The sequence below is a fragment of the Idiomarina sp. genome, from assembly GCF_048260185.1.
GTDB lineage: Bacteria > Pseudomonadota > Gammaproteobacteria > Enterobacterales > Alteromonadaceae > Idiomarina.
In genome coordinates this window covers 258734-282943 of the sequence record NZ_JBLXHB010000004.1, presented here as the reverse complement: position 1 = coordinate 282943, position 24210 = coordinate 258734, and the positions used below count along the sequence as shown (strand labels likewise).

The 24210-nt window shown below is 48.0% G+C and carries 26 protein-coding genes and 1 riboswitch; of the genes, 7 read left to right on the top strand and 19 right to left on the bottom strand.

Going from position 1 to position 24210, the window contains the following annotated elements; genetic code table 11:
* Positions 1-103 precede the first annotated feature (103 nt).
* Both ACN0RF_RS10755 and ACN0RF_RS10750 read left to right on the top strand, forming a co-directional pair.
* Positions 104-688, top strand: coding sequence for a YqaA family protein (locus ACN0RF_RS10755; protein ID WP_011235574.1), 585 nt, complete (start codon positions 104-106; stop codon positions 686-688).
* A gap of 15 nt (positions 689-703) precedes the next feature.
* A complete protein-coding gene (locus ACN0RF_RS10750; protein ID WP_417438996.1) occupies positions 704-1750 on the top strand; it encodes a CNNM domain-containing protein in 1047 nt (348 codons plus the stop codon).
* Here the strand turns inward: ACN0RF_RS10750 and ACN0RF_RS10745 are convergent.
* Entirely contained in the window at positions 1667-2425 is a 759-nt protein-coding gene (locus ACN0RF_RS10745) for a sulfite exporter TauE/SafE family protein (RefSeq protein ID WP_417438995.1), read from the bottom strand. The two genes, ACN0RF_RS10750 and ACN0RF_RS10745, sit on opposite strands and share 84 nt — an antisense overlap.
* A gap of 136 nt (positions 2426-2561) precedes the next feature.
* Here ACN0RF_RS10745 and ACN0RF_RS10740 point away from each other — a divergent pair, with 136 nt between their 5' ends.
* The 3 genes from ACN0RF_RS10740 to ACN0RF_RS10730 all read left to right on the top strand — a co-directional run bounded on the left by ACN0RF_RS10740 (position 2562) and on the right by ACN0RF_RS10730 (position 4651).
* A complete protein-coding gene (locus tag ACN0RF_RS10740) occupies positions 2562-3485 on the top strand; it encodes a rhodanese-related sulfurtransferase (RefSeq protein ID WP_034822663.1) in 924 nt (307 codons plus the stop codon).
* A gap of 145 nt (positions 3486-3630) precedes the next feature.
* Complete coding sequence (locus ACN0RF_RS10735; RefSeq protein ID WP_011235578.1) at positions 3631-4107, top strand: Dps family protein; 477 nt, start codon at positions 3631-3633, stop codon at positions 4105-4107.
* Positions 4108-4453: 346 nt separating this feature from the next.
* On the top strand, positions 4454-4651 hold the full coding sequence (locus ACN0RF_RS10730; protein WP_417438994.1) for a DUF3185 family protein: 198 nt from the start codon (positions 4454-4456) through the stop codon (positions 4649-4651).
* A gap of 14 nt (positions 4652-4665) precedes the next feature.
* Here the strand turns inward: ACN0RF_RS10730 and ACN0RF_RS10725 are convergent, their stop codons facing one another.
* From ACN0RF_RS10725 to trxA, 9 genes are all read right to left on the bottom strand, one after another.
* On the bottom strand, positions 4666-5991 hold the full coding sequence (locus tag ACN0RF_RS10725) for an MFS transporter (RefSeq protein WP_417438993.1): 1326 nt from the start codon (positions 5989-5991) through the stop codon (positions 4666-4668).
* Between the two features lie 15 nt (positions 5992-6006).
* Positions 6007-6750, bottom strand: coding sequence for a phosphotransferase (locus ACN0RF_RS10720; RefSeq protein ID WP_417438992.1), 744 nt, complete (start codon positions 6748-6750; stop codon positions 6007-6009).
* A complete protein-coding gene (pnuC, locus tag ACN0RF_RS10715; protein WP_417438991.1) occupies positions 6747-7373 on the bottom strand; it encodes a nicotinamide riboside transporter PnuC in 627 nt (208 codons plus the stop codon). The genes ACN0RF_RS10720 and pnuC overlap by 4 nt, the downstream gene beginning before the upstream one ends.
* Positions 7366-7623 carry a YkoF family thiamine/hydroxymethylpyrimidine-binding protein gene (locus tag ACN0RF_RS10710; RefSeq protein WP_011235583.1) on the bottom strand — a complete coding sequence of 86 codons (258 nt, stop codon included), beginning with the start codon at positions 7621-7623 and terminating at the stop codon, positions 7366-7368. The genes pnuC and ACN0RF_RS10710 overlap by 8 nt, the downstream gene beginning before the upstream one ends.
* 11 nt (positions 7624-7634) lie before the next feature.
* The gene (locus ACN0RF_RS10705) at positions 7635-9764 is read right to left on the bottom strand and encodes a TonB-dependent receptor (RefSeq protein WP_417438990.1); all 2130 of its coding nucleotides are present in this window, start codon (positions 9762-9764) and stop codon (positions 7635-7637) included.
* Between the two features lie 49 nt (positions 9765-9813).
* A riboswitch (TPP riboswitch) is annotated at positions 9814-9912 on the bottom strand.
* A gap of 50 nt (positions 9913-9962) precedes the next feature.
* Positions 9963-10664 (bottom strand): NAD(P)H-flavin reductase, encoded by a 702-nt coding sequence (fre, locus tag ACN0RF_RS10700; protein WP_114982269.1) that lies wholly within the window; start codon positions 10662-10664, stop codon positions 9963-9965.
* Positions 10665-12137, bottom strand: coding sequence for a 4-hydroxy-3-polyprenylbenzoate decarboxylase (ubiD, locus tag ACN0RF_RS10695; protein WP_417438989.1), 1473 nt, complete (start codon positions 12135-12137; stop codon positions 10665-10667).
* A 7-nt stretch (positions 12138-12144) separates the two neighbouring features.
* On the bottom strand, positions 12145-13413 hold the full coding sequence (gene rho / locus ACN0RF_RS10690) for a transcription termination factor Rho (RefSeq protein ID WP_011235587.1): 1269 nt from the start codon (positions 13411-13413) through the stop codon (positions 12145-12147).
* Between the two features lie 249 nt (positions 13414-13662).
* Positions 13663-13989 (bottom strand): thioredoxin TrxA, encoded by a 327-nt coding sequence (trxA, locus tag ACN0RF_RS10685; RefSeq protein ID WP_011235588.1) that lies wholly within the window; start codon positions 13987-13989, stop codon positions 13663-13665.
* A gap of 91 nt (positions 13990-14080) precedes the next feature.
* On the opposite strand from trxA, the gene rhlB reads away from it, so the two are divergent.
* Positions 14081-15358, top strand: coding sequence for an ATP-dependent RNA helicase RhlB (rhlB, locus tag ACN0RF_RS10680; RefSeq protein ID WP_417438988.1), 1278 nt, complete (start codon positions 14081-14083; stop codon positions 15356-15358).
* A 1-nt stretch (position 15359) separates the two neighbouring features.
* Positions 15360-16286, top strand: a complete 927-nt coding sequence (locus tag ACN0RF_RS10675; RefSeq protein WP_273025389.1) for a Ppx/GppA family phosphatase — start codon at positions 15360-15362, stop codon at positions 16284-16286.
* On the opposite strand, the gene hemB is transcribed toward ACN0RF_RS10675, so the two are convergent.
* The 9 genes from hemB to ubiE are packed head-to-tail and all read right to left on the bottom strand — an operon-like array spanning position 16283 to position 24204.
* A complete protein-coding gene (gene hemB, locus ACN0RF_RS10670) occupies positions 16283-17290 on the bottom strand; it encodes a porphobilinogen synthase (protein WP_273025390.1) in 1008 nt (335 codons plus the stop codon). The genes ACN0RF_RS10675 and hemB overlap by 4 nt on opposite strands.
* A 17-nt stretch (positions 17291-17307) precedes the next feature.
* Positions 17308-19086 (bottom strand): diguanylate cyclase, encoded by a 1779-nt coding sequence (locus tag ACN0RF_RS10665; protein ID WP_417438987.1) that lies wholly within the window; start codon positions 19084-19086, stop codon positions 17308-17310.
* A complete protein-coding gene (locus ACN0RF_RS10660) occupies positions 19079-19870 on the bottom strand; it encodes a TatD family hydrolase (RefSeq protein ID WP_417438986.1) in 792 nt (263 codons plus the stop codon). The genes ACN0RF_RS10665 and ACN0RF_RS10660 overlap by 8 nt, the downstream gene beginning before the upstream one ends.
* Positions 19860-20594, bottom strand: coding sequence for a twin-arginine translocase subunit TatC (gene tatC, locus ACN0RF_RS10655; protein WP_153850111.1), 735 nt, complete (start codon positions 20592-20594; stop codon positions 19860-19862). The genes ACN0RF_RS10660 and tatC overlap by 11 nt, the downstream gene beginning before the upstream one ends.
* Entirely contained in the window at positions 20587-20937 is a 351-nt protein-coding gene (gene tatB / locus ACN0RF_RS10650) for a Sec-independent protein translocase protein TatB (protein WP_153850112.1), read from the bottom strand. Before tatB ends, tatC begins: the two co-directional genes overlap by 8 nt.
* Positions 20938-21159, bottom strand: coding sequence for a twin-arginine translocase TatA/TatE family subunit (gene tatA, locus ACN0RF_RS10645; protein ID WP_153850113.1), 222 nt, complete (start codon positions 21157-21159; stop codon positions 20938-20940).
* Positions 21160-21179: 20 nt separating this feature from the next.
* Positions 21180-22841 (bottom strand): ubiquinone biosynthesis regulatory protein kinase UbiB, encoded by a 1662-nt coding sequence (gene ubiB / locus ACN0RF_RS10640; RefSeq protein WP_194928054.1) that lies wholly within the window; start codon positions 22839-22841, stop codon positions 21180-21182.
* Positions 22842-22843: 2 nt separating this feature from the next.
* Positions 22844-23449 (bottom strand): ubiquinone biosynthesis accessory factor UbiJ, encoded by a 606-nt coding sequence (locus ACN0RF_RS10635; RefSeq protein WP_011235598.1) that lies wholly within the window; start codon positions 23447-23449, stop codon positions 22844-22846.
* A complete protein-coding gene (ubiE, locus tag ACN0RF_RS10630) occupies positions 23449-24204 on the bottom strand; it encodes a bifunctional demethylmenaquinone methyltransferase/2-methoxy-6-polyprenyl-1,4-benzoquinol methylase UbiE (protein ID WP_011235599.1) in 756 nt (251 codons plus the stop codon). The genes ACN0RF_RS10635 and ubiE overlap by 1 nt, the downstream gene beginning before the upstream one ends.
* Positions 24205-24210 lie beyond the last annotated feature (6 nt).

Below are 24210 nucleotides of genomic sequence, written 5' to 3'. Positions count from 1 at the left end.
TGCAAATTTTACGTAAGTTTTAACGGCTTCGATCCCTATTTGCAAAAAAATCACGCTACACTGGGCCGATGAATGCTATCGAAAATAATATGTTGACGCGCCAATGACAGAAAACTCGAAGACGCAACAATGGTATCAGAAACTGGCCAGTTCCCCCCATGCGTTGATACTTCTATTTTTTCTGTCTGCCCTGGAGGCAACGATACTTCCCATAGCCTTAGAGTTGGTCTTAGTACCTTACATGGTACTAGAACGCAAACGCATATGGCTGGTTTCGACTGTCGCTTTAGCGGGTTTTTTGGCCGGGGCTATTGTCGGTTACTACATTGGCTTTGCCTTATTTGATACCGCTGGAGAATGGTTCATCAACTACCTGTCCATTCAGGATTACTATAAAGATTTCCAGGACACTCTGAGTGAAGACGGTTTTATTGCTATTTTTCTGGTGGGCGTTACTCCCGTTCCTTTCCAGGTAGCCATGCTGGCCGCAGGTGCTGGTGATTATCCGCTTTGGCTGTTTATGCTAGCGGCTGGTGCCGCAAGAGCTTTACGTTATTATGTATTAGCGCTTATCGTTTTATGGTTAGGGCCTTATACTGAACGCTTATGGGGTAAATACGCAGGTCTCGTCGGTTGGTCCATTCTCATCGTCGCGGGAACTATGTTATTACTAATGCAGTTTTTGTAAGTATTTAAGGTACCAATGTTCCTACTCATTGTTTTTGCTGTTATTGCCATTGGCGTTTCATTTATTTGTTCGGTTTTAGAAGCCGCTATTTTGTCGGTTACGCCAAGCTATATAGCCCAGCTAAAAGAGTCCCGGCCTAAAACCCATCAACAGTTGCGCAAGCTAAAAGATTCTATTGATAAACCGCTGGCAGCTATTCTGACGCTTAATACCATAGCTCATACAGCAGGTGCCGCAGGGGTTGGAGCACAAGTTGGGGTCGTCTTTGGTGACGGTTATCTGGGAGTAGCTTCAGCAATTATGACGCTGCTTATTCTGGTACTATCGGAAATAATTCCGAAAACCATAGGCGCTAAATTCTGGCGTGGGATAGCTCCAATTCTCCCTCCAGTACTGAATTTTTTAATTTTATCACTTAAGCCGTTTATCTGGCTTTCAGATCAAATCACAAAACGCATTGGCAGCGGAGAAGCGGACATTGACGTTCGCTCCGAAATTAAGGCCATGGCGACTATTGGACACGAAGAAAAAGCGTTAGATGACGACGAACGTCGGGTCATTCTGAACATTCTCGACTTACATGAAATTCGGGTACGTCAGGTCATGACTCCAAGAACAGTATGTGAATCCATTCGACCAGATTTAAGCATGCCGGAAGTCGGCGAAAGAATTAGAAAGCTGCCTTTTTCCCGATACCCGGTCATTGATACCGACGAGGAGCCACAAGGTATTGTTTTTCGTAGTGATATCCTTGATGCTGACGAATCAGACTCGCTGAAAGACATTGTAAGACCGGTTGAGATCGTCACAGAAACCGTCAGTGTTGAGGCTCTAATGAGCCACCTGCTTAAAGAGCGTCAGCATATGGCTCTGGTTTACGACGAACACGGCAGCTGGCTGGGACTCATCACTCTTGAAGATATTATCGAAACCATACTCGGTACCCCCATCATGGATGAAACCGATAACATAGCCAGTTTACGACGTTACGCTCGTCAACGCTGGGACAAACGGCTCAAGCGCGACCCAAAGCAGGCGCAAAGCAAGCAAGGTAATGATTAAACGGAATAGTTGGTCAAAGCGCTGGTCAGTAATTTTTTTCAGCCAGTGCAGGCCAATCCAGGTACCGGCAAAACCGGCCGCTATCATAGCCAGTACCAGTGGTAGCCAGTCCTTAAATACAAACCCGGCCATGCCGAACACCAGCGCTTTAGGCGCGTGTTGCATGGTCATTACCGCGGAGAACGTCGCGACGGTTTGCATTCGCTGACAAAACCGGGCTTTTACAAAAGCAGCAACCAGTGGTCCTGAAGCACCAACAAAAAGAGAAATAAAGCCGCTAACCAAGCCACCACCGACCAGACCAGCACGTCCGCGGAATCTCTGTGGCAGCTTAGGCCCCCAGGTTAACCAGATTAAAAATAGTGCGATGGTAACTTGCAGAAAATGTGTCGGAAGCTGAACCAATAATAAACTGCCAATAAAAGTGCCTAACAAACCAAAGGGCACAAACCAGGCAACGGTTGGCCAATGAATGTGTTTCCAGGACAGCCCGGTTCGCCCCACATTAGACCCCATTTGCACTAATCCATGTACCGGAATAACCGCGCTACCGGGTAATACCAGAGCCATTACACCAATGAGTACAGCACCTCCGCCAGCACCGGCCACGGCTGTTAATAACGAGGTTGCGGCTGATAAGAGTACCAGGCCATAAAACAAGGCTTCGTTAATCATGCTTTCTTACTGCTCCCTGAGTCCCTGATTTGCGCTGTTCGGGATCAAAACGGTATAATCCGCGCGATTTACTGATCCGCAATTTAATTAATGGCTCCGGATTTACGTTCCGGACCGCTGAAAAAGGTAACATGATATGTATATTTGTGCGGCATTGTATAAATTTGTTGAGCTAAATGACTATAAAGAGCTCCGCGAACCTCTGTATCAAACGCTTATCGCAAACGATGTAAAAGGCACTCTGCTGTTAGCCCGTGAAGGCATTAATGGCACCATTTGCGGTACCCGCGAAGCCATTGACAACGTTTTGAATTACTTACGTTCCGATGAGCGTTTTGCTGACATTGAACACAAAGAATCCCCCAGTGACGAGCAAGCTTTTTACCGCACCAAGGTAAAACTGAAAAAAGAAATTGTCACCCTGGGCGTTGACTGGGTTGACCCTAAAAGCTCGGCCGGTACTTATGTCGATCCGGAAAAATGGAACGACCTGATTGCCGACCCGGAAGTGCTGGTTATTGATACCCGCAACGAATATGAATACGCCGTAGGAACCTTTGAAGGCGCCATTAACCCTAAGACCGATACTTTCCGCGAGTTTCCGGAGTACGTGAAGCAGCATCTGGATCCGGAAAAACATAAGAAAGTTGCTATGTTCTGCACCGGTGGTATCCGCTGCGAAAAGTCGACCGCTTATTTAAAAGAGCAGGGCTTTGATGAGGTTTACCATCTAAAAGGCGGAATTCTTAAATATCTGGAAATGATGCCGGAAGACAACAGTCGCTGGAATGGTGAGTGCTTCGTTTTTGACCAGCGCGTTACCGTTAAGCACGGTCTGGAGCAGGGTGAATACGACCAGTGTTATGCCTGCCGCATGCCCATTACTGCTGAAGAAATGCAGTCAGAACATTACCAGAAAGGTGTCAGCTGCCCGCATTGCTATGACAAGACCTCAACCGAGCAAAAAGAGCGATTTGCCGAACGTGAGCGTCAAATTCAATTAGCTAAAGCCCGCGGTGAAAAACATATCCGCGACGGCAAACTTGAAAGCCTGAGTTGATTTAACTCACAGCGCCCCCATACTCCCTATGTAAGCATAAGCTGACAGTTATCGAGTTTAACTGTCAGCGTTATCGATTTTCATCGCTTTCTTTAACCCTATGATTCAACTATGGTTAAGGCATAACGATGATAAAGGAGGGTTTATGAAACAGTTAAGCGTTATTGGTTTAGACCAGAAAAAAGCAGAACAACTTGGTGACAAGCTCAATGAGTTGCTTTCAAATTACCAAGTTTTTTATATGAATGTTCGTGGTTTTCACTGGAACATTAAAGGCGAGCGTTTTTTTGAACTGCACGCTAAATTCGAAGAAACCTACGACGATTTGCTGCTGAAAATTGATGAAATTGCAGAGCGTATTTTAACCTTAGGTCAGCGCCCTCAGCATGCTTACTCGACTTACATCAAGAACAGCGAAATTGAAGAAGTTAAAGACGTACATGACGGTCGTGCCTGTGTAGCTAATATTCTGGATAGCTATCAGACAACCATTCGTCTGCAGCGTGAAATTCTTGAAATTTCTGATGAAGCAGGCGATGAAGGAACCAACGCATTGATGAGTGACTACATCAAAGAGCAGGAAAAAACAGCCTGGATGCTGACGTCTTACATGGGCAATTAATTGTCCCAGCTTAACTTTCTCGGAAATTAACAACAAAAACGCCCCGATCATTTGGGGCGTCTTTTTATGCCAAAATCGTCAAAAATACTTCTGCTAGAAAATTAATAGAAGCCGCACTCATTTTTAAAGCTTTCCCCAATTCGGTCGCCTCAGCATTCAGCATTCTCTCAACCATAGCTCAGCCTTGCTTTTGTTATTTTAAACGCGACCAGCTTTTTAACAACTACAGCCATTTCATTGGCTTGGGAATATACCAGATGATATAAATCAATATTTGTAAGGAAACTTGCGGATCTGACAGAGTGCTTTATATTGATAGTTGTAAACACAACAAAAGGAAGACTTTATGACTCGTATCGTAGGTATTGTTCTATTAGTTGTTGGCGCTATTTTATTGTATTTCTCATATGAGGCCTCACAATCAATTGCCTCTAGCGTATCAGAAGTGGCTACAAATGAACCAACTGACAACACCATTTGGTATTTAATTGGTGGTGTTGCAGCAGTCATTGTTGGTCTTTACGCGGTTATTCGCGGAAAATAACCTAGTACATGTGGTTAGCCAGACGTGTCGCCTGATACGTCTGGCAGTCTTAAGGCTGCAAGGGTAGCAAGTAAGCCAATAGCTCCCAGTGCCCATAAAACAACGGCAACGCCATAAGCAGCATCGACCCACCCCAGTAATAAGCCAGCTAAAAGCACTACCCCCATCACGGTATTAGACACCGCCGTAAGTTGCGCCCGGTTATCCTGCGTTGCCATATCAACCAGGTAGGTTTTTCTGCCTACTCGTGCTCCATGATGCGCAACCGCCGAACTGAATAAAAGTAATGCTGCAACCCACTGCGCGCCCAACGCCTCAGGTATCCAGTAGTAAAGCGCCAACGCAGCCGATATTACCAGAGTCGACATAACGGAAGCTGCCGCCATCACATGGTGACTGGCAGAATCCGACCAACGACCCCAAAAACGCCCAGCCAATAATCCGGCGAGTCCACTCGCTAGCATTAAACTGCCCAGACTAGTCAGTTCAGACTCACCTTCGCGCTGAATTAAAACCACAATATAAGGAATAGCAAAAGCGGCAGCGACCAGTAACGCCCGCGAAATAACGAAGTGTCCAAACTGACGATCCTGCCATAGCAAAGACATTGATTTGAGCGCCTCGGTAAGCGCGTTACCGCCACCCTCGGTTGCACCCGCAACCTCAGGAATGCCCGCATAAAGTAAAGCCGCGGCAAACCAGAGCACAACACCGGCACCGAGTAGTCCAACAAATAATGAGCGCTGACCTTCCATATCCGGTGCAAATATAATAACCAGTGCGGTTAACAGCGTGAGTAACCCGGCGGCGGAGGCTGCGACGCCGGACATTCGCCCACGGCGCGTTTTAGACACCGTTTTCCCGGTCACATCTTTATTCGCCACGGAACAAATGCCCCGCGACAAACTAAATATTGCCAATAAAACAACCACAGACCAGCCCAGTGCAGATTCATCTAAAGTTGCTACCGCAAACAACATAGCCAGCAATGAGACTGCCTGACCGATACTGCCCGCAACCCAGAACCATTTGCGTACCGGCTGCTCACGGAGCTTTTGAGCAACAAAGAGCTGAGGTAATAAAGCCAGAGACTCCCTTAAAGGCACTAAAGCGCTAATAAACATTGCCGGAGCTCCCAGCGAGCTTAACATCCACGGCAACACAAGGCGCGCGCTGACTAAACTGTCACCCAGTTTTGTCAGAGTTAGCGACAACAGCATCAAAACGAATGAACGCGGTTGCTCATTACAGGCAGACTCAGGAATATCCTTACAGACACGGGCATCTTCATCTTCAGCTAAGTAGCCGTAAACGCGTTCAGTCAGTTTTTTATCAGTCATGGCAATGTGTTCGCTTTAAGAAAGGTGTCGAAATAGATGCTGCCATACTTTATTCAGCCATTCCACAAACTCACACCATTGTGCTAAACGTTGTCGGTCAACTTGATAATGGGTTATTTTTTCGTACTCAGTTATTAAGCGGAGCGTCACGTCGTCATTAAGTTCATTCACGACAATTGCACTGGCAATATCAAACAAAGGGTGACCAATACCCGCGTATTCCCAGTCAATAACCCGGATAGGATCTGTCATTAGAATATGGTTCATAGATAAATCGTTATGGCATAACACCGGATAACTGAGCCAGTCCTCTAACAAGGGTTGCATCGGTGCCAATGCTTGGCTCATATGCCCGGCAACCGCCGAATTGACCGAACGCAGCTGCTGCAAATAATGCTCTACCCTCTCAGCCATAGACCAGGCCGGAATATCAACTCGTGTATTGTGAATTTTCGACAGCGTTTCAGCTAGTACAGTGGCTTTAATCAAAGGCGACAGCGTAACTTGCTGTAAAGACGGAGCCGGGTAGTAAGGCTGTAAAAGCCAGCCTTGCTTAGCATCATAATCGAAAACGTCGGGGGCAAGAGCCTGCTGCGCCAGCTCCTTTTGTATAGAGATTTCCAGCTCACGGTCAACCGCGAATACCTGTTCATAGCGCCAACGTTTTAACACATAATCTTCAGTGTCTGTTCGAAGTCGCAACGTTTGATTCGACTGGCCGGAAGCCAGCAACTGTATTTCGCAGGGCCGACCAATCACCCGGCTTCACTCGCAGATTTCAGAGAGATGTCATGGCGCCAGCGCCACATGGCATAAATCACCAGTATCAGATAAACCACAAACAACAAGGCGGTGGCAACAAAGCCTTTACTGGCGTACAAATAAACGTAAACGCTGTCTATAACCAACCAGTACCACCAGGTTTCATAGGCTTTTTTGGTAACCAACCAGGTGGCCAGCAAACTGAATATTGTGGTGTAAGTATCGAGCCATACCGCGTCTGCGTCGGTATAAACCGAGAGTAAATAAGCAATGCCTGCAGCCAGAGGAACCAACCATGCCCATTGCAGCAGGTGCCAGCGAAGCGGGTATTTCGCGCCATCAGGACTCTCCTTTGCTGCACTTTGCTGACTCTGCCATTGCCACCAACCATAGCCTGCCAACGCAATGTAGATTGTTTGCAGCAAAGACTCCATATACAACTTACCCTGCCAGAACAAGACAGCGTAAATAGTACAGCTGACCGCCGCCGCAGCCCAGCACCACTGGCGCTGATGCGCCGCCAGCACTAAATACCCCAAAGCCATGACTAAAGCCGTCAGCTCCCAGGGGGAACTGACCATCAACTGCTCAAGCCAGGATTCGAGCAAAGACTCAGGCATTATCCGGCCTTAAATCTTTGTTAATAAACTTACAAACCAGAACATTCGAAGGCACATTCTGGAAAAGCAGCTCCATTTCTTCACCGAGAATACGCATAACATCCTGCATTTCACCAAACACCTGCGTACTCATAGTGTTGGTCAGAACCGTTAGTTCTGAATGCTGATTTAAACGCTCAATAAAATCTTTAATGGTATCCAGATAATTTTCAGCCAGTGGATACAGCGACATTTCTACTGAAACTTGCATATTAAGCTCCCTTAAAACGATTTACTGACAGTGATGCCAAAACGACGTGGCTCACCATACTGAACGTACGTTTCCGGCACATATTCCTTACGCGGGTCATTACCAAAGTAAAAACCGCGAGTTTCGTAGTCTTCATCCGTTAAATTACGACCCCATAAGCTAAAGTGCCAATCCTGATAATGATAGTTTAGCGCAAGGTGTAGCACTGCCATGCTATCCGCTTTCTGGTTATGCGAGTCGGAGAAGTAGAACTCGTCTTTCGCATCGGCCTGAATCACCCACTGGAAGTTCTCGCCTAACCAACCCTCAAAGCCAATATTCAACTGGTAATTAGGCGCTTGCGCTTGCTCCCGCCCAGTCATATCGGTGCCGTCTTCGGTAACAAAACCTTCAATTTCGGTTTTTAACCAGCTGGCCGAAGCGAAAACCGCCAACCAATCCGTAAACTGGTTGCGAATTTCCGCTTCCAGACCGTAACCTGTGCCTTCAGCGGCGTTCTCAATGTAACCCACAAATGACTGGTCTCGGTTTACCCAGCCCTTGAGCTGCACATCGTCACGCCAATGGTAAAATGCGCTGACTCTTGAGGTTAAACGCCCATCGGCACTGCTGCCTTTTACGCCAAACTCGGTACTCCAGAGCGTTTCCGGAGCAAAGGTTGAGCGGTCTAACAAGTAGTTTTCTAATTCTTCCAGACCCTGATCTTCAGCTTTTCCTAAAGCTTCACCATTAACGCCACCGGCTTTGTATCCGCGCGCCAGAGTCGCGTACAGGTAACTGTCGTCAGACGCCTGATAGCGGACACTGAAATTACCACCCACCATGGTGTCTTCAGGTTCAGCGGTAATACCGCGACTGTCGAGGTAGTCATTGTCGTAACGTTCTACCCGCAAGCCAGTTATAGTACTAACCCGGTCACTCCAATGCTGAGTTAGCTCACCATAAATAGCAACGTGATTGCTATCATAGTCGCTGTTGAAAATGCTTGGCTGGCCTAAGTCCCAGTTAAAATAGTCACGTGTCAGCTGAACCGATTTGTCGTAATAGTACAAACCTAAAACCCATTCGCTATCAATACCAAACAGGCTTTCGGGCTCGTCGGATACCCAGCGAACTTCGGCGGTTTTGTCGTCACGGTCGCGGAAGTACGCGTCAAAAGCTGAGTATTCCCAGCCCGGAGCGATACCTTCATAGGTCCAGTCTTCGTCGTAAGCGTAGCCGGTGTCTGCATCCAGGTAGTTAACAGACATTTCCAGACGGCTGTTGTCAAAACCCAGGTAACTGAGCTGCAAGCGCAATGCCTGACTTTCTAAGCGGTCAAAACCCGGTTCATCGGACAAAGTTTCGCGGGTGTTGTCGAGACTAAACGCATCGTAGCCATTGTCGACATCGTTATAATGCAGAACCGTTTGCAGCAGCCAGTCTTTACTGAGCTCTGTATCCAGCTTGAAGCGCGCAGTGAGTTCGTCGCGCTGTTCCGTGTCATCACGCTCAAGATAGGTATTTTCAATGTAACCGTCTTGCTGAAACTGGCTGACCGAGAAGCGGGCGTTACCTAACAGCCCTAGGTTTCCACCCATAGCAAGGCCGCCCATGGCTTCGGAATAGTTGCCTGCTGATAGCTGAAACTGGCCGTTAAAGTCGCTGCTCGGTGCGGTGCTGTCCAGCAACAATAAACCGGCCATAGCGTTCACGCCAAAACGTCCGCTTTGCGGACCGCGAAACACTTCCACGTGATCAATATCGAAAAGCGATGCGGCACTGCCTAATCCGCTGTAATCAATACCATCAATTATCAAACCGACCGAGGGCGTTACAGGATCAACAAACTGAGAGCGCTCGCCAATACCACGAATTTGAATAAACCGAGCCGTGGAAGTACCACCCGAGAAATTCACGTTGGCCAAACTGTTCAGAGTGTCTTGTAAATGCTGTGAGTGACGTTGTTGCATCGCATCTTTATCAATAATAGAAACGCTGCTGGTGGTTTCATTCAAGGTGCGACGATGAAAGTCACCACTCACTTCAATAATTTCAATGTCTTTTGTATCCTGTGTGTCCTCTGCTGCAAAGGCAAATGCGGGAAGACTGGATAACGCAGCGGCAATGCTGGCTGCTAAGTATGAATTGATTATTTTCATGGATCATTTCCTCAAAACAAAGTCAGAAACGATCCGGTAAGGCTGTATTAGACGGGTTTTCTACCATCCCTACGCCAGTATTAACCGGATCAGGTTTTAAGGGTTCGCTAATGCATCTCAGCCGTTGCCGGCACCCCTTGGTAAAGCGGCGTCAGTATAACGCAGCTTGTTAGTTAAACAAATTTACTTTCAGTGCAATTAAATAAAGGACAGAGCGTCGCCGTAAAGGTTTTCTAACGGTACGTCTTTAGCGACAAAGTCGTCGCGAATAACGCGTATCATTTCGAAACGGCCAGCCATGTAAATTTCACACTCAGGCAGACTTTGCTCACGGGCCATAACCGCATGGTGCACTAAACCAATAGAATAAGCCCAGTAGTCATCCGCATCTTCGACTACCGGGTGGTAATCAAAGTGCTCGTACTGGCTTGCTAAGCGTTCCAGTTCGTCATGCAAATACAGGTCGCTTAAACTTTTTGCGCCCCAATAAAGCGTTAATGGCCTCTCTGGCGACACACGTAAGTGTTGCTGCAAGATAGAATAGGTGTAAGAAAAACCGGTGCCACCGGCAATTAACACTGCCGGTTTAGCGTTTTCCTGACGGTAAAACGCAATACCGTCCGGCGCATCAATTTCTAGTTCCCCGTCGGCACGCACTTTATCTAACACTTCCATTGCATAGCTGTTGTCCGGCGTAGCGCCAACATGAAGTAACCACTCACTTTTATTGGACGGGCACGACGCAATACTGAACGGTCGCTTATCGCGTTCGCCCATCACCACCATAAGGTACTGGCCTGCTTTAAACTCAACCGGCTGCGGCAGTTGTATACGCACTTCCCACACAGCATCCGCCAACTGGCGCGAAATTTCAGCTTTACAGGTCATTTGTTGACTCATTCACGACTCCATAATATTCAGTTCGTCCCACAGCTCGTCAATACGCTGTTTTACCTCGTCGCTCATGACAATAGGCTCGCCCCACTCACGATCGGTTTCACCCGGCCATTTATTGGTGGCGTCCATTCCCATCTTAGAGCCCAGTCCGGAAACTGGTGAAGCAAAATCGAGATAATCAATCGGTGTATTTTCGACCAGGGTCGTATCACGTGCCGGATCCATCCGGGTTGTTATAGCCCAGATAACATCTTTCCAGTCACGCGCATTCACGTCGTCGTCACACATAATCACGAACTTGGTGTACATAAACTGACGCAAGAAAGACCAGACACCCATCATCACACGCTTCGCGTGACCGGGGTACTGCTTCTTCATAGTGACTACGGCCAAACGGTACGAACAGCCTTCCGGTGGCAAATAAAAATCGACAATTTCAGGAAATTGTTTCTGCAGCAACGGAATAAAAACTTCATTTAAAGCAACACCCAGCACAGCCGGTTCGTCCGGTGGACGTCCGGTATAAGTGCTGTGGTAAATAGGGTCTTTGCGGTGGGTAACATGAGTCACAGTAAACACCGGAAACTCATCCACTTCGTTATAGTAACCAGTATGGTCGCCATAAGGCCCTTCCGGTGCCATTTCGCCCGGCTCTATGTAACCTTCCAGAATAATTTCAGCGTGCGCCGGTACTTGTAAGTCATTACTGAGGCACTGCGTTACTTCGGTTTTGCTGTCACGCAACAAACCGGCAAAAGCGTATTCCGATAAACTGTCCGGTACTGGGGTTACTGCACCCAAAATAGTGGCAGGATCAGCCCCCAAAGCAACTGACACCGGGAACTTCTCGCCCGGATGCTGCTGGCACCACTCTTGAAAGTCCAACGCACCACCGCGGTGTGATAACCAACGCATGATCAGTTTATTAGGACCTAAGAGTTGCTGGCGGTAAATGCCTAAGTTCTGGCGTTCTTTATGCGGACCACGAGTTACCGTAAGACCCCAGGTCACCAAAGGCGCAACGTCGCCCGGCCAGCAGTGCTGAATAGGCAGCTTGGTTAAGTCAACGTCGTCGCCGCTCATAACCACTTGCTGACACGGTGCCTTTTTAATACTTTTTGGCGACATGCTCAGCACTTTTTTGTACTTAGGCAGTAAATTCAGCGCGTCGCGAAAGCCTTTAGGAGGCTCCGGCTCTTTTAAAAAGGCCAGCAATTTACCCACATCCCTTAAAGCGGTTACTGACTCCTGACCCATGCCTAAAGCCACCCGGTCGGGTGTACCGAATAAGTTAGCCAGTACGGGCATATCATGGCCTTTCACGTTTTCAAACAATAAGGCCGGGCCTTGTGCTTTTAACGTGCGGTCTGATATTTCGGTAATTTCGAGGTAGGGGTCTATTTCTTGTTGGATGCGTTTAAGTTCACCGCGCTCCTCCAGGAGCGCGATAAAGTCACGCAGATCTTGATATTTCATACGCCACTTAACTGTTGCGTTGACGTTTCATCGATTCGAAGAATTCGTCATTAGTTTTGGTCATCTGCAAACGGTCAATCAAGAATTCCATGGCCTCAACTTCGCCCATTGGATGCATGATTTTGCGAAGGATCCACATTTTTTGCAGCTCATCCGGCGTAGTCAGCAACTCTTCACGACGCGTACCTGAGCGGTTGAAATCAATGGCAGGGAATACACGGCGTTCAGCCAACTTACGGTTCAGGTGCAGTTCCATGTTACCGGTACCTTTAAACTCTTCGTAGATGACTTCATCCATTTTCGAGCCGGTATCAATCAGGGCCGTTGCAATAATGGTTAAACTACCACCTTCTTCTACATTACGGGCAGCACCAAAGAAACGCTTAGGTTTGTGCAGTGCGTTGGCATCCACACCACCGGTTAACACTTTACCTGAGCTTGGAATAACGGTGTTATAAGCACGGGCAAGACGAGTAATTGAGTCCAGCAAAATCACCACGTCTTTTTTGTGCTCAACCAGGCGCTTGGCTTTCTCAATAACCATTTCAGCTACCTGAACGTGACGGCTGGCAGGTTCATCAAAGGTTGAAGCAACCACTTCGCCATGCACCAGCCGGTGCATCTCGGTGACTTCTTCCGGACGCTCATCAATCAACAGAACAATCAGTTCAGCATCAGGGTGATTCGCCGCAATGGAAGTTGCAATATTCTGCAATAGTAAGGTTTTACCCGCTTTTGGTGGCGCCACAATAAGACCACGCTGGCCTTTACCAATTGGCGCTGATAAGTCCAGTACCCGCGCAGTGATATCTTCTTTACTGCCATTGCCGCGTTCTAAATGAAAACGCTCTTCCGCGTGCAGCGGCGTTAGGTTTTCAAATAAGATTTTATTGCGGGAGTTTTCAGGCTTGTCGAAGTTAACTTCGCGAATTTTCAGCAGGGCAAAATAACGTTCACTGTCTTTCGGTGGGCGAATTTTCCCGCCAATTGTGTCACCCGTACGCAGGTTAAAGCGACGAATTTGGCTTGGCGAGACGTAGATGTCGTCCGGGCCAGCCAGGTAAGACGAGTCGGCTGAACGCAAGAAGCCAAAGCCATCCTGCAAAATTTCCAGCACACCGCCGCCGTGAATATCTTCACCGCTTTTAGCGTGAGCTTTTAAGATAGCAAAAATGATGTCTTGCTTACGTAGGCGGGCCATATTCTCAAGGCCCATTGAGTCCGCGAGCTGAACTAGCTCGTTTACGGGTTTATCTTTAAGTTCTGTTAGATTCATAGGAGGGTTTTCGAGTTATCGATTGAACACAAAGCCTTTTTTAATTTGACTCTAGAAAGTAAAACAATTGGAACATTCGGAATTCGCGAAGTGCGAAACCAGAAACAGACGTTTCATTTAAAAACAGGTTAACCGGTGGAGTTGGTGACCCCGTATGAACAGTTAATGAGCAGAAGTTATCACCAAAAAAGCGATTCGTCCAGTTTTCTCAACAAAAACGGCGCATAACACGCCGTTTTTTGACAATCATTAAATATGCTGGTCTAAAAACTCGGTCAGTTGAGCACGTGATAATGCGCCCACTTTAGTTCCGACAACTTCGCCGCCTTTAAACAACAATAACGTTGGAATGCCACGAATATTGTATTTAGGTGGGGTTTGTTCATTGTGGTCGACGTTCAGCTTACCAATAACTAATTTATCAGCGTACTCGCTGGCAATGTCATCAAGAATAGGCGCTACCATTTTACATGGTCCACACCACTCAGCCCAAAAGTCGACTAATACGGGTTTATCGGAATTTATGACATCAGCATCAAAACTGTCATCACTTAGCTGAACTATTACGTCACTCATGGTACTCTCCGCTACTTTCTTCGCGTGGAAATATTAGAATAGTATTATTTCTGTTTTTGAATACAAGCGCAAACTGATATGCTTATAACTTATGACTAAAAAACATCTTACAGAAACTCGCTTTGCTGATTTGGCGCTTCACCCCAAAATCCAGCAAGCAATATCCAGTGCCGGATTTGAGTATTGTACTCCAATTCAGGCGTTAAGTCTGCCCGTTGCTCTGTCTAACCGCGATGTTGCTGGTCAGGCTCAGACAGGTACAGGGAAAACCTTGGCATTTCTGCTGGCTACTTTCAACCGCTTAATGCAGAACGAATCGTCCGAAAAAACCGAATCGGGCCCACGCGCACTGATTATGGCACCGACTCGGGAGCTCGCTATTCAGATAGCACACGACGCGAATGCCCTCATTGAGCATTGCGGTTTGAAAATGGGCGTAATTTACGGCGGCGAAGGCTACGAAGGTCAAAAGGAACAACTGGCGGCACAACCCGACATACTGGTTGGCACCACGGGTCGTCTTATCGACTTTTACAAGCAGGATCTATTTAGCCTTAAAGATATTGAAGTTGTGGTGCTGGACGAAGCCGACCGCATGTTCGATCTTGGCTTTATTGATGACATTCGTTACCTGTTACAGAAAATGCCGGATCCATCCAAGCGTCTGAATCTGCTGTTCTCTGCAACCTTGTCTTATCGTGTGCAGGAACTGGCGTATGAACACATGAATGCACCGACCAAGCTCGAAGTAGAACCATTACAAAAAACGGCCACACGGGTAACTGAAGAACTGTTTTATCCTTCTAAACCCGAAAAGTTTCCGTTACTACTGACATTAATAGAAGAAGACTGGCCGGATAAAGCCATTGTTTTCGCCAACACCAAGCACGGTTGCGAGAAAGTGCACGGCTGGCTGGTCGCAAACGAGCACCGTGCGGGTCTGTTAACCGGTGATGTTCCGCAGAAAAAGCGTTTACGCATTCTGGAAGACTTTGCCGAAGGAAAGCTCGACTTTTTAGTTGCTACCGATGTCGCTGCACGTGGTCTGCACATTCCTGAAGTAACCCATGTATATAATTTCGACTTACCGGATGACTGCGAAGACTATGTTCACCGTATCGGCCGCACAGGTCGTGCAGGCGCCAGTGGCGCTGCAATAAGCCTGGCGTGCGAAGAGTACGTGTACAACTTACCGGCTATTGAAGACTACATTGGTCACACCATTCCGGTCACCAAATACGATGGCGATGCTTTGCTTTCTGATTTACGACGTCCGCGTCCAATTCAGCGCCGTCGCCGTCATAACTCAGGCGGAGGCAAGGGTAAACCTCGCGGCCGTCGCTCGGGGCCTCCGCGCAACGCGCCGTAATATGCCAGCCAAAAAGCGCAAACTTGCTGCCATCGACATGGGATCCAACAGTTTTCACCTGTTGATGGCAGAAGTTTCAATGACGGGGTTCTTTCCTAAGCCCCGGATTCTTTCCCAGCATAAGCAGAAAGTTCGTTTAGCCGACGGCCTGAATGACAATGACAGCATAGATGACGCTGCCATTTCCCGTGGCGTAGATTGCCTTACTCTGTTTGCCGAAGAGCTTGAACGATTCCAGCCCTTTGCAGTAAAAGCGGTAGCAACTGCGGCACTGCGCAAAGCCAGTAATCAAAAAGAACTTCTTACACGCTTTGAGTCGACATTAGGCTTCCCCATTGAAGTTATTACCGGAGAGCGTGAAGCTGAATTCATCTATGCGGGAGTTTGTAGTGCGTCGCAATGCCGGGATAAAGTTCTGGTTATTGATATTGGCGGTGCCAGCACCGAGGTCATAGCCGGTGATGGAACACAGGCCAATGTGCTTAATAGTCTGGATATGGGCTGTGTGGTGTTTCAAAACCGTTTCTTTAAAGGTGGAGAAATTACCCCGGATAACGTGGAGCAAGCCACTCAGGCCGCTACCAAACTTATTAGACCCTACATCGCTGATTATCAGCAGCATGGGTGGCTGCGGGTTCTTGGCGCATCAGGTACTTTTCGTGCACTTACCGAAATAGCGGCGGCAGAGAAACAGCCCAGGCTTACGCAAAGCTGGTTAAGTGAACTGATTCAGCGTTGTATCCGGCAGGGACAAGTTGAGCGTCTGAATTTTGCCGGATTACGTGATGACCGCCGCGCTGTTCTAATGGGCGGAATCACCATACTTTTGGCTGTGCTGAAAGCACTTAGTGTCGACGATTTTGAGGTGACTACAGGCGCGTTACGCGAGGGGCTACTCGCGCAACTTGCCAATGAAATAACGGCTTAGCCTTTCTTCGTCGCCAGACGTTCAGCTACCGATTTTGCAAAGTAGGTAAGAATTCCGTCAGCACCTGCCCGCTTGAACCCTAACAAACTTTCTTCAATAACGTCCTGACCCAGCCAGCCATTTTTAATGGCGGCCTGGAGCATGGCATACTCACCACTAACCTGGTACGCAAAAGTCGGCACGCCAAAGGTGTCTTTTGCACGGCGTACAATGTCTAAATAAGGCATGCCCGGCTTCACCATTACCATGTCAGCGCCTTCCTGAATATCCAGTGCAATTTCCTGCAGGGCTTCGTCCGAATTAGCCGGATCCATCTGATAAGTCTTTTTGTCAGCTCCCTTCAGGTTGCCTGCAGAGCCGACCGCATCGCGGAATGGGCCGTAAAACGCGCTGGCATATTTAGCCGAATACGCCATAATTTGCGTGTTGATAAAGCCTTCGGCTTCCAGTGCTGAACGAATAGCTCCAATGCGCCCGTCCATCATGTCCGACGGAGCCACAACATCTACCCCGGCCCGCGCGTGAGAAACAGCCTGCTTCACCAGAATCTCAGTAGTAACGTCATTGACTACATACCCGCTGTTATCAAGAATGCCGTCCTGACCGTGAGTTGTAAAAGGATCCAAAGCTACATCGGTCATTACTCCTAGCTCCGGAAACTCAGCTTTTATGGCTTTGACTGCACGCTGAGCCAGACCGTTATCATCATAAGCCGCCTCAGCCATCTCCGACTTAGCCGAAGCAGGAGTCACCGGGAATAAAGCGACCATAGGAATACCCAAGTCAACCAACTGAGCGCACTCTTGCAGCAACAGGTCAATGCTCACGCGGTCAACGCCCGGCATGGACTCAACTTGCTCACGCTGGTTCTCACCTTCGAGAACAAACATAGGGTAAATTAAATCGTCCACACTTAACTGGTTTTCTGCCACCAGCCGTCGGCTAAAATCGTGGCGGCGTAAACGTCTTAGTCGTCTGCCCGGAAAAGTACCCTGATTTGTCATTCTTGACTCCTGATTGGTTACTGCACCGCTAATCTGTCACGGCCTTCATTTTTAGCCGCATATAGCGCGTCGTCTGCGGCTTTAAAAAGCTCATCTACATTATCAAAAATACGTGCGCTGGTGGAGATCACTCCAATACTCAGCGTGATCTTAAGCAAACCGGCATCGGTTTTAAATTCGGTATTACGAACCTTTTCCAGTAACTGACTGGCAAAAGTTTCAGCTTCCTGAAGGTCGGTCTCCGGCAAGATAATGGCAAACTCTTCACCACCATAACGGCAAACAATATCCGCGGCCCGTTTAGCATGTTGCTGCATTAATTTTGCTAACTGTTGCAGGATCTGGTCTCCGGCAAGATGACCATAGGTATCGTTCACTGGTTTAAAATGGTCAACGTCGATCATCAGTAATGCAAGCGGTAACTCGCGACGTAATGTACGCCGCAATTCACGTTCCAGATGCTTTTGGAAATAACGGCGGTTGTACAAACCAGTCAACGGATCTTCGGTATTTTTCTGTTCTAACTCTGTATTAACGTCCTGAAGTTCACGCAGAGCGACTTGTAACTCAAACGTACGTTCATCAACGCTTTCTTCCAGCTCACGGTTGTAGCGTTTCTCAGCCTGCAACCGCTCTTTACGCTGCTCGCTGTAGCGTACAGCCAGAACCCAGGACAACAGCAGAATTTCAATACCCGAACCCAGCATAATCGCGTGTCGTTGAATAAACATACTGTCGATAACCCCCAGATAGCCCAGCGAGTTAGCAACCACAGAAATTAGTAAACAACACCAGGCGAGGGTAAATATACGGGCATAAACAAACCCCTTACGCCATAGATAAATGCCGACAAGCAACAGAAACAGGCAGCCAGGAATGGCCAGGCTCAGTAGAACATGAATACTGACCCGGTAACTGGCAAAGATAGCAATTAACAGACTGGCAGCTGATAGGAAGGCCATGACCATTAACCCCCGCCCCCAGGTGTATCGGTAACGCTTTAACTCAAGTAACTGGTAAGCAAACAGGGCGGCCGTCAGAAAAACCAAGCTGCCGAATATAGGTATCCCCTTATCCTGCAAATACAAAGAGTCAGGCCATAAATAATGAAAGCCAAGCCCTTCTAAAGACAGCATCAGTCCGGCAAAAAATAGGGTGTAAAGCGAATAGACACCAAATTCAGGCTCGCGCGACGCAATAAAACCAAAAAGATTATAAACCGCCATACAAAGCAGTACGCCAAAATAAACTCCTTCGGCAATACGACGGTTCATTTGCGTTTCGAAAAAACCAACTTCGGTACGCACGGCGATAGGCAAACGCATTGAACTTTGCGTATTGGTCTTGATATAGATTTCACCGCCGATGTCATTGGGCAAAGGAACCGCAAATTCTGACGTTGGTATTGGCCGCTCGTTGAAAGGCAAAGTGTCACCCAGCCGATAAGTTCTTACCCCTTCTGGCCTCACGATATAAATAGTCAACTCATCGAGCAAAGGGTAGGCAATATGCAAAATACGGTCGTAAGGCTTAGCCTCGAGTTTAAAGCGAAACCAGTATTCATCCGTGGTGTAACCAAAGGAAGCCCGGTCTGTATCCAGCTTACTCCAGTCAGTTGAAGGTAAGCTTTTTGCGGTTTCTAAGTCCAGCTTTTGCTGACTGTTAGTGTATTCAATTGACAGTTCTGGCTGGCTCTCAGGAAGTATTTGCGCCGCAGCAGTGGATGCAGAAAAAAGCAAAGCCACTAAAGCCAAGAATAGCCACTGCAATGCACTTACCCCGGAAGCTTTAGTCACTGTTCTCTCCCAGCCCGAAAAACCGTTCCGTATTCGCATAGGTCAGCTCGGCTAAATGCTGTACCGACACGTCAAGATAGTTGGCCAGAGCTTCTCCAATTACCGGTAAAAGCGCAGGCTCATTCATTTTAGGCCGCGGCTTCAGCCCCCGCGGTAATAAAAACGGTGCATCCGTTTCAAGTACCAGCCTGTTCAGAGGCAGGTACGGCAAAGCTGACACCAGTTCCTGGTTACGTCGCTCATCACACACCCAACCAGTAATGCCAAACCAATGGCCTCGCTCAGCATAACGGTTCAGCGCTTCAGCACCACCGGTAAAGCAATGCGTTAAGCAGGGCGTTGAGTCGTCACAATACTGGTTTAACAGCTCTATTTGACGATCGATTGCATCGCGTTCATGCAAATACAGTGGAAGGTTTAGCTCATTAGCCAGCTCAATTTGAGCAACGAACACCTCTTCCTGTGCCTCGCGGGGAGAGAAATTCCGGTTGAAATCCAGACCACATTCGCCAATAGCCACAACATAAGGCAACCCGGCCAATTCCCGTAACTGCTCTTTGTAATTTGCTGGCGCCTCGCCGGCGTCGTGTGGGTGAATACCCACGGTCATCAGCAACTTCTCAGGAAACTGCTGACACAATTTAACGGCTTGCTCAGCCTCTTCAATAGAGGTCGATATAATCAGCTGCTTTTTCACGTTGTCCTGCTCTGCACGAGCCATAACCCCGTCCAGATCGCTCAACAACCTTTTGTTGGTTAAATTCACTCCGGCATCAAACCACATCGTCGTCTTCCTGCTGAGTGGGTGTATACCAACGGCTAACTTGTAAACCTAACTCAAACAACAACCACATAGGTATTGCCAGTAAAGTTTGGGAAATAACATCGGGAGGGGTTAGCAACATACCAATAGCGAACGCACCAACAATAATGTAAGGCCGTTTTTTTGCTAATGATTCGCGGGTGCAGGTGCCGGTCCAAATCAACAGCATAATGGCAACCGGCGTTTCAAAGGCAATACCAAAGGCAACGAAAATCGCCAGAATAAAGTCCAAATAACGGGAGATGTCGGTGGCAACAGTCACCCCCTCCGGTGCTGCGCTGCTGAAAAATGCCATAGCAAGAGGCAAAACCACAAAATAGGCAAAGGCGATACCGGCATAAAACAGCAACGTGCTGGTAGCCAAAAGCGGAATTACCAGGCGCTTTTCACGACCGTACAAGCCAGGTGCTATAAAGCCCCATATTTGCCACAGTAAATAGGGAACGGTAAGAGCCAACGCCACAACCAGAGTTAACTTAAAAGGTGTGAAAAAAGGTGCGGCAACGTCTGTGGCTATCATTTGCGAGCCAACCGGCATGTTCATCAGCAGCGGCTGTGCGACAAAATGGTATATGTCATTGGCAAAGTAAGCGAGCGCAGCGAACACAACCAGAATAACCAGCACCGAGCGTAATAGGCGGTTTCTGAGTTCCAGCAAGTGGTCTAATAAAGGGGAATCACTCATTACCTTTACCCACGTCAGTTCCGGGTTTTTCTTTCGGTTCAGAATCCTGCTTAGAGTATGGTCGCTGAACTTCTTCTGCTGCACTTCTTAATTCGACTAGCGAGCGTTGCAGTTCCGGACTTAAATTTTCAAGGTCCTGACTCTCGGCTTGCTTTAAGTGTTCGTGCAGCTCTTTTATACGCAGTTCGTGGTCAAGCTCATTCTGTACTTTCTGAGAGTACTGCTTGATACCCGATATGGTTCTCTGAAAGCCACGAATAGCTGACGGCAGGCGCTCGGGACCAAGCACCAGCAAGCCGACTATCGCAATCAGCAATAACTCCCAGAAACCAATATCGAACATTTAAGATTTCCCGGATTTATCCGAATCGGACTTATCGTCATGTTCTTCTTTGTGCTGCAAAGAGTCGTCTTTATCTTTGCTGTCATCTTCGTCGCCCATAGACTTTTTAAAGCCTTTTACCGCATTACCTAAGTCTGAACCCAGGCTACGCAGACGCTTGGTGCCAAATAGCAATACAACAATGACCAACAAGATGAGTAACTGCCAAGGTGATACACCCATGTTATTTCCTACCGTTTAAGTTAAACAAATTCACTATTCGTTGCTTTCGGACGAGTCCGCCAGGCCATAAGGCCAAGCACTGCCGTGACAATACCCGCGCCAATTGTCACTTCTGAAAGCTCAGTCTGGTTCCAGAGCAATGTCGTGCAAATTAAGCCGCTGCCGGTTAACACCGTCCAGAAAAGCGAGGTCGATGCTTGTCTTTGAGTTAGCAACTGCTGCTTGCGTAACTCCCGCTCACGCTCATCAATATTATGTTGTTGGCGAAGGTTTTCATACAGCATCATTGGCATTTCCGGCAGTTTTTCCGCCCAGTACGGCGCATTCTCTTTTACCGACCGTACAATTGCGCGCCAACCAAGCTGTTCCTTCATCCAACGCTCAAGAAAGGGTTTGGCGGTTTTCCATAAGTCCAGCTCCGGGTACAACTGACGCCCCAAACCTTCAATGTACAACAGGGTTTTCTGAAGTAATACCAGCTGCGGCTGTACTTCCATTTCAAAGCGTCGCGCCGTATTAAATAAGTTAATCAATACATGACCGAATGAAATTTCCGCCAACGGCTTCTCAAAAATTGGCTCACAAACCGTTCTTATGGCTGACTCAAATTCTTCAATATTGGTGTGTTTGGGTACCCAGCCTGAATCAACGTGCAGCTCTGCCACTTTGCGGTAATCGCGATTAAAAAACGCCAAAAAATTTTCAGCTAAGTAGCGTTTATCGTCGCGATTCAGAGTTCCGACAATACCAAAATCAATGCCAATGTAGCGCGGGTTCAATGGGTCATCTTTCGCCACAAAAATGTTGCCTGGGTGCATATCGGCATGAAAAAAGCTGTCGCGGAACACCTGAGTAAAAAAGACTTCAACGCCCCGCTCAGCCAGTTTTTTCATATCTACGCCGCGGGCTTTCAGAGCGCCAATGTCGCTCACCGGAATGCCATCAATGCGCTCCATTACCATCACGTTACTGCGACTGTAGTCACTGTAAACCACCGGAATATAAAGCATGTCGGAGTTTTCGAAGTTGCGCTTCAGCTGTATCGCGTTACCGGCTTCGCGCATTAAGTCCAGCTCATCCAGCAGGGTTTTGCGATACTCTTTAACCACTTCTTTAGGCTTTAAGCGCCGCCCGTCGGGTAAATGGTGCGCAGCTACCGAGGCCAGGGTTTCCATCAATTCTAAATCCGCATTAATGGTCTCACGGATATCCGGACGAATAACTTTTATAACAATATCCGTTAGCTCACCGTCTCTGGTTTTCAGCTTTCCGGTGTGTACCTGAGCAATTGACGCTGAAGCTAAAGGCGTTGTGTCAAAATCCGCAAAACAGTCATTGATGCTCTGCAAGCCTAAGGACTTTTCGATAATACGCTGTGCGGCATGACCGTCGAAAGGAGGCACTTTGTCCTGCAGGCGTGCCAGTTCAATTGCAATATCAGGCGGTAATAAGTCGCGGCGGGTTGAGAGCATTTGCCCGAACTTGACCCACACCGGGCCCAGCTCTTCCAGTGCCAGTCTTAAACGCACACCGGCAGGCTTGTCTTTATGCTTATTAGGCAACCAGAAAAAAGCATGGCGGCCTAAACGGATAGTCCAGGGCAACCAACCCGCAGGGATAAGATCATCTAACCCGTAACTCAGTAGTGTTTTGGTGATTTTGTAAAAGCGGCGCGTCCGCATCATTAACCCTTCTTCTCACGACACTGGCGTTCAAGGCGCTCGATTTGAGCCCGCAGCTGTTGTAAATCGGTTTTAAACTGGTCAAATTCAGCTCTTACCGGTAATAATTTCTTCTCTTCGGTCAACACACCATGCACCCAGCGCTGCTGCTGTTGCCAATGTGTTTTTACCTGCTCACGGCTACGTCGCCACAGCTTTCCCAGCCAGTAGGCAGGCGCGTCACCAACGGTTTTCGCGAGCTCAGCTTCCCAGTCAACGTTCAGCGACTTAAACAAGCTAACCACTTGTTGCGCCAGCATGGGGTCACCATCAATATCCAGTAAGTCCGCTTTTATCAGCCGCGTGAGGTTAGCGGTATCCTGCAACTCCGGCAATACACCCATTTCTGTTGCAATACGGCAGTCTACTTCGCTGTCATCCGAGGTACTGAGCTGAACACCATGGGCATCAACACTCACAGTGACTTCAAAGGGCAGTTCCTTCAGATGAAAACGCAGGCGCTTACCGTCCAGCCGCCGCAAACGTTCCGCCGATTCCGGGTCACGGTGCAGCACATTGTTTGCTAACTTCTCGACCAACAAAATTGGAATGAGCGGTAATAAAGTCATCAGAACTTATACCCTCGGTGCAGGGCGACCACGCCACCCGTCATGTTCTGGTAGTCGACTTTTTCGTAACCGGCAGCTTCCATCATTGACTTCAGTGTTTCCTGATCCGGGTGCATACGGATAGATTCCGCTAAATACTGGTAACTGTCAGAATCGTTAGCAACAACCTGCCCCATTTTTGGCAAAATGTTGAACGAATAAAAGTCATACACCTGGTTCAAGGTAGCCGATACCGGCTTAGAAAATTCAAGAATTAATACCCGACCGCCAGGTTTCAGTACCCGCAGCATAGAGCGCAGAGCTTTGTCTTTGTCGGTGACATTACGCAGACCAAAAGCAATGGTAATAACATCAAAGGTATTGTCATCAAACGGCAGTTCTTCCGCGTCAGCCTGTACGTAACGAACATTGCCAATAATGCCTCTGTCACGCAGCTTGTCACGACCTACTTTCAGCATAGCGTCGTTAATATCGGCCAGCACAACTTCGCCCTCAGCACCAACACGACGTGAGAACTGAGCCGTTAAGTCGCCGGTTCCGCCGGCAATATCCAATACCTTCATACCACGGCGAACACCACTGCAGTCAATGGTATAACGCTTCCATAAACGATGAATACCAAACGACATTAAGTCGTTCATAACATCGTATTTTGCCGCTACCGACTGAAAGACATCAGCGACCAGGTTTTTTTTCTGATTACGGGCGACTTTTTGGTACCCAAAATCAATGGATTCTTCGTTTTTATCGTTCATTCAACT

Bases quoted from the DNA above. Each gene is read 5' to 3' on its own strand.
- ACN0RF_RS10755 (WP_011235574.1), top strand. From the start codon at position 104: ATGACAGAAAACTCGAAGACGCAACAATGGTATCAGAAACTGGCCAGT.
- ACN0RF_RS10750 (WP_417438996.1), top strand. From the start codon at position 704: ATGTTCCTACTCATTGTTTTTGCTGTTATTGCCATTGGCGTTTCATTT.
- ACN0RF_RS10745 (WP_417438995.1), bottom strand. From the start codon at position 2,425: ATGATTAACGAAGCCTTGTTTTATGGCCTGGTACTCTTATCAGCCGCA.
- ACN0RF_RS10740 (WP_034822663.1), top strand. From the start codon at position 2,562: ATGTATATTTGTGCGGCATTGTATAAATTTGTTGAGCTAAATGACTAT.
- ACN0RF_RS10735 (WP_011235578.1), top strand. From the start codon at position 3,631: ATGAAACAGTTAAGCGTTATTGGTTTAGACCAGAAAAAAGCAGAACAA.
- ACN0RF_RS10730 (WP_417438994.1), top strand. From the start codon at position 4,454: ATGACTCGTATCGTAGGTATTGTTCTATTAGTTGTTGGCGCTATTTTA.
- ACN0RF_RS10725 (WP_417438993.1), bottom strand. From the start codon at position 5,991: ATGACTGATAAAAAACTGACTGAACGCGTTTACGGCTACTTAGCTGAA.
- pnuC (WP_417438991.1), bottom strand. From the start codon at position 7,373: ATGCCTGAGTCTTTGCTCGAATCCTGGCTTGAGCAGTTGATGGTCAGT.
- ACN0RF_RS10710 (WP_011235583.1), bottom strand. From the start codon at position 7,623: ATGCAAGTTTCAGTAGAAATGTCGCTGTATCCACTGGCTGAAAATTAT.
- ACN0RF_RS10705 (WP_417438990.1), bottom strand. From the start codon at position 9,764: ATGAAAATAATCAATTCATACTTAGCAGCCAGCATTGCCGCTGCGTTA.
- fre (WP_114982269.1), bottom strand. From the start codon at position 10,664: ATGAGTCAACAAATGACCTGTAAAGCTGAAATTTCGCGCCAGTTGGCG.
- ubiD (WP_417438989.1), bottom strand. From the start codon at position 12,137: ATGAAATATCAAGATCTGCGTGACTTTATCGCGCTCCTGGAGGAGCGC.
- rho (WP_011235587.1), bottom strand. From the start codon at position 13,413: ATGAATCTAACAGAACTTAAAGATAAACCCGTAAACGAGCTAGTTCAG.
- trxA (WP_011235588.1), bottom strand. From the start codon at position 13,989: ATGAGTGACGTAATAGTTCAGCTAAGTGATGACAGTTTTGATGCTGAT.
- rhlB (WP_417438988.1), top strand. From the start codon at position 14,081: ATGACTAAAAAACATCTTACAGAAACTCGCTTTGCTGATTTGGCGCTT.
- ACN0RF_RS10675 (WP_273025389.1), top strand. From the start codon at position 15,360: ATGCCAGCCAAAAAGCGCAAACTTGCTGCCATCGACATGGGATCCAAC.
- hemB (WP_273025390.1), bottom strand. From the start codon at position 17,290: ATGACAAATCAGGGTACTTTTCCGGGCAGACGACTAAGACGTTTACGC.
- ACN0RF_RS10660 (WP_417438986.1), bottom strand. From the start codon at position 19,870: ATGTGGTTTGATGCCGGAGTGAATTTAACCAACAAAAGGTTGTTGAGC.
- tatC (WP_153850111.1), bottom strand. From the start codon at position 20,594: ATGAGTGATTCCCCTTTATTAGACCACTTGCTGGAACTCAGAAACCGC.
- tatB (WP_153850112.1), bottom strand. From the start codon at position 20,937: ATGTTCGATATTGGTTTCTGGGAGTTATTGCTGATTGCGATAGTCGGC.
- tatA (WP_153850113.1), bottom strand. From the start codon at position 21,159: ATGGGTGTATCACCTTGGCAGTTACTCATCTTGTTGGTCATTGTTGTA.
- ubiB (WP_194928054.1), bottom strand. From the start codon at position 22,841: ATGCGGACGCGCCGCTTTTACAAAATCACCAAAACACTACTGAGTTAC.
- ACN0RF_RS10635 (WP_011235598.1), bottom strand. From the start codon at position 23,449: ATGACTTTATTACCGCTCATTCCAATTTTGTTGGTCGAGAAGTTAGCA.
- ubiE (WP_011235599.1), bottom strand. From the start codon at position 24,204: ATGAACGATAAAAACGAAGAATCCATTGATTTTGGGTACCAAAAAGTC.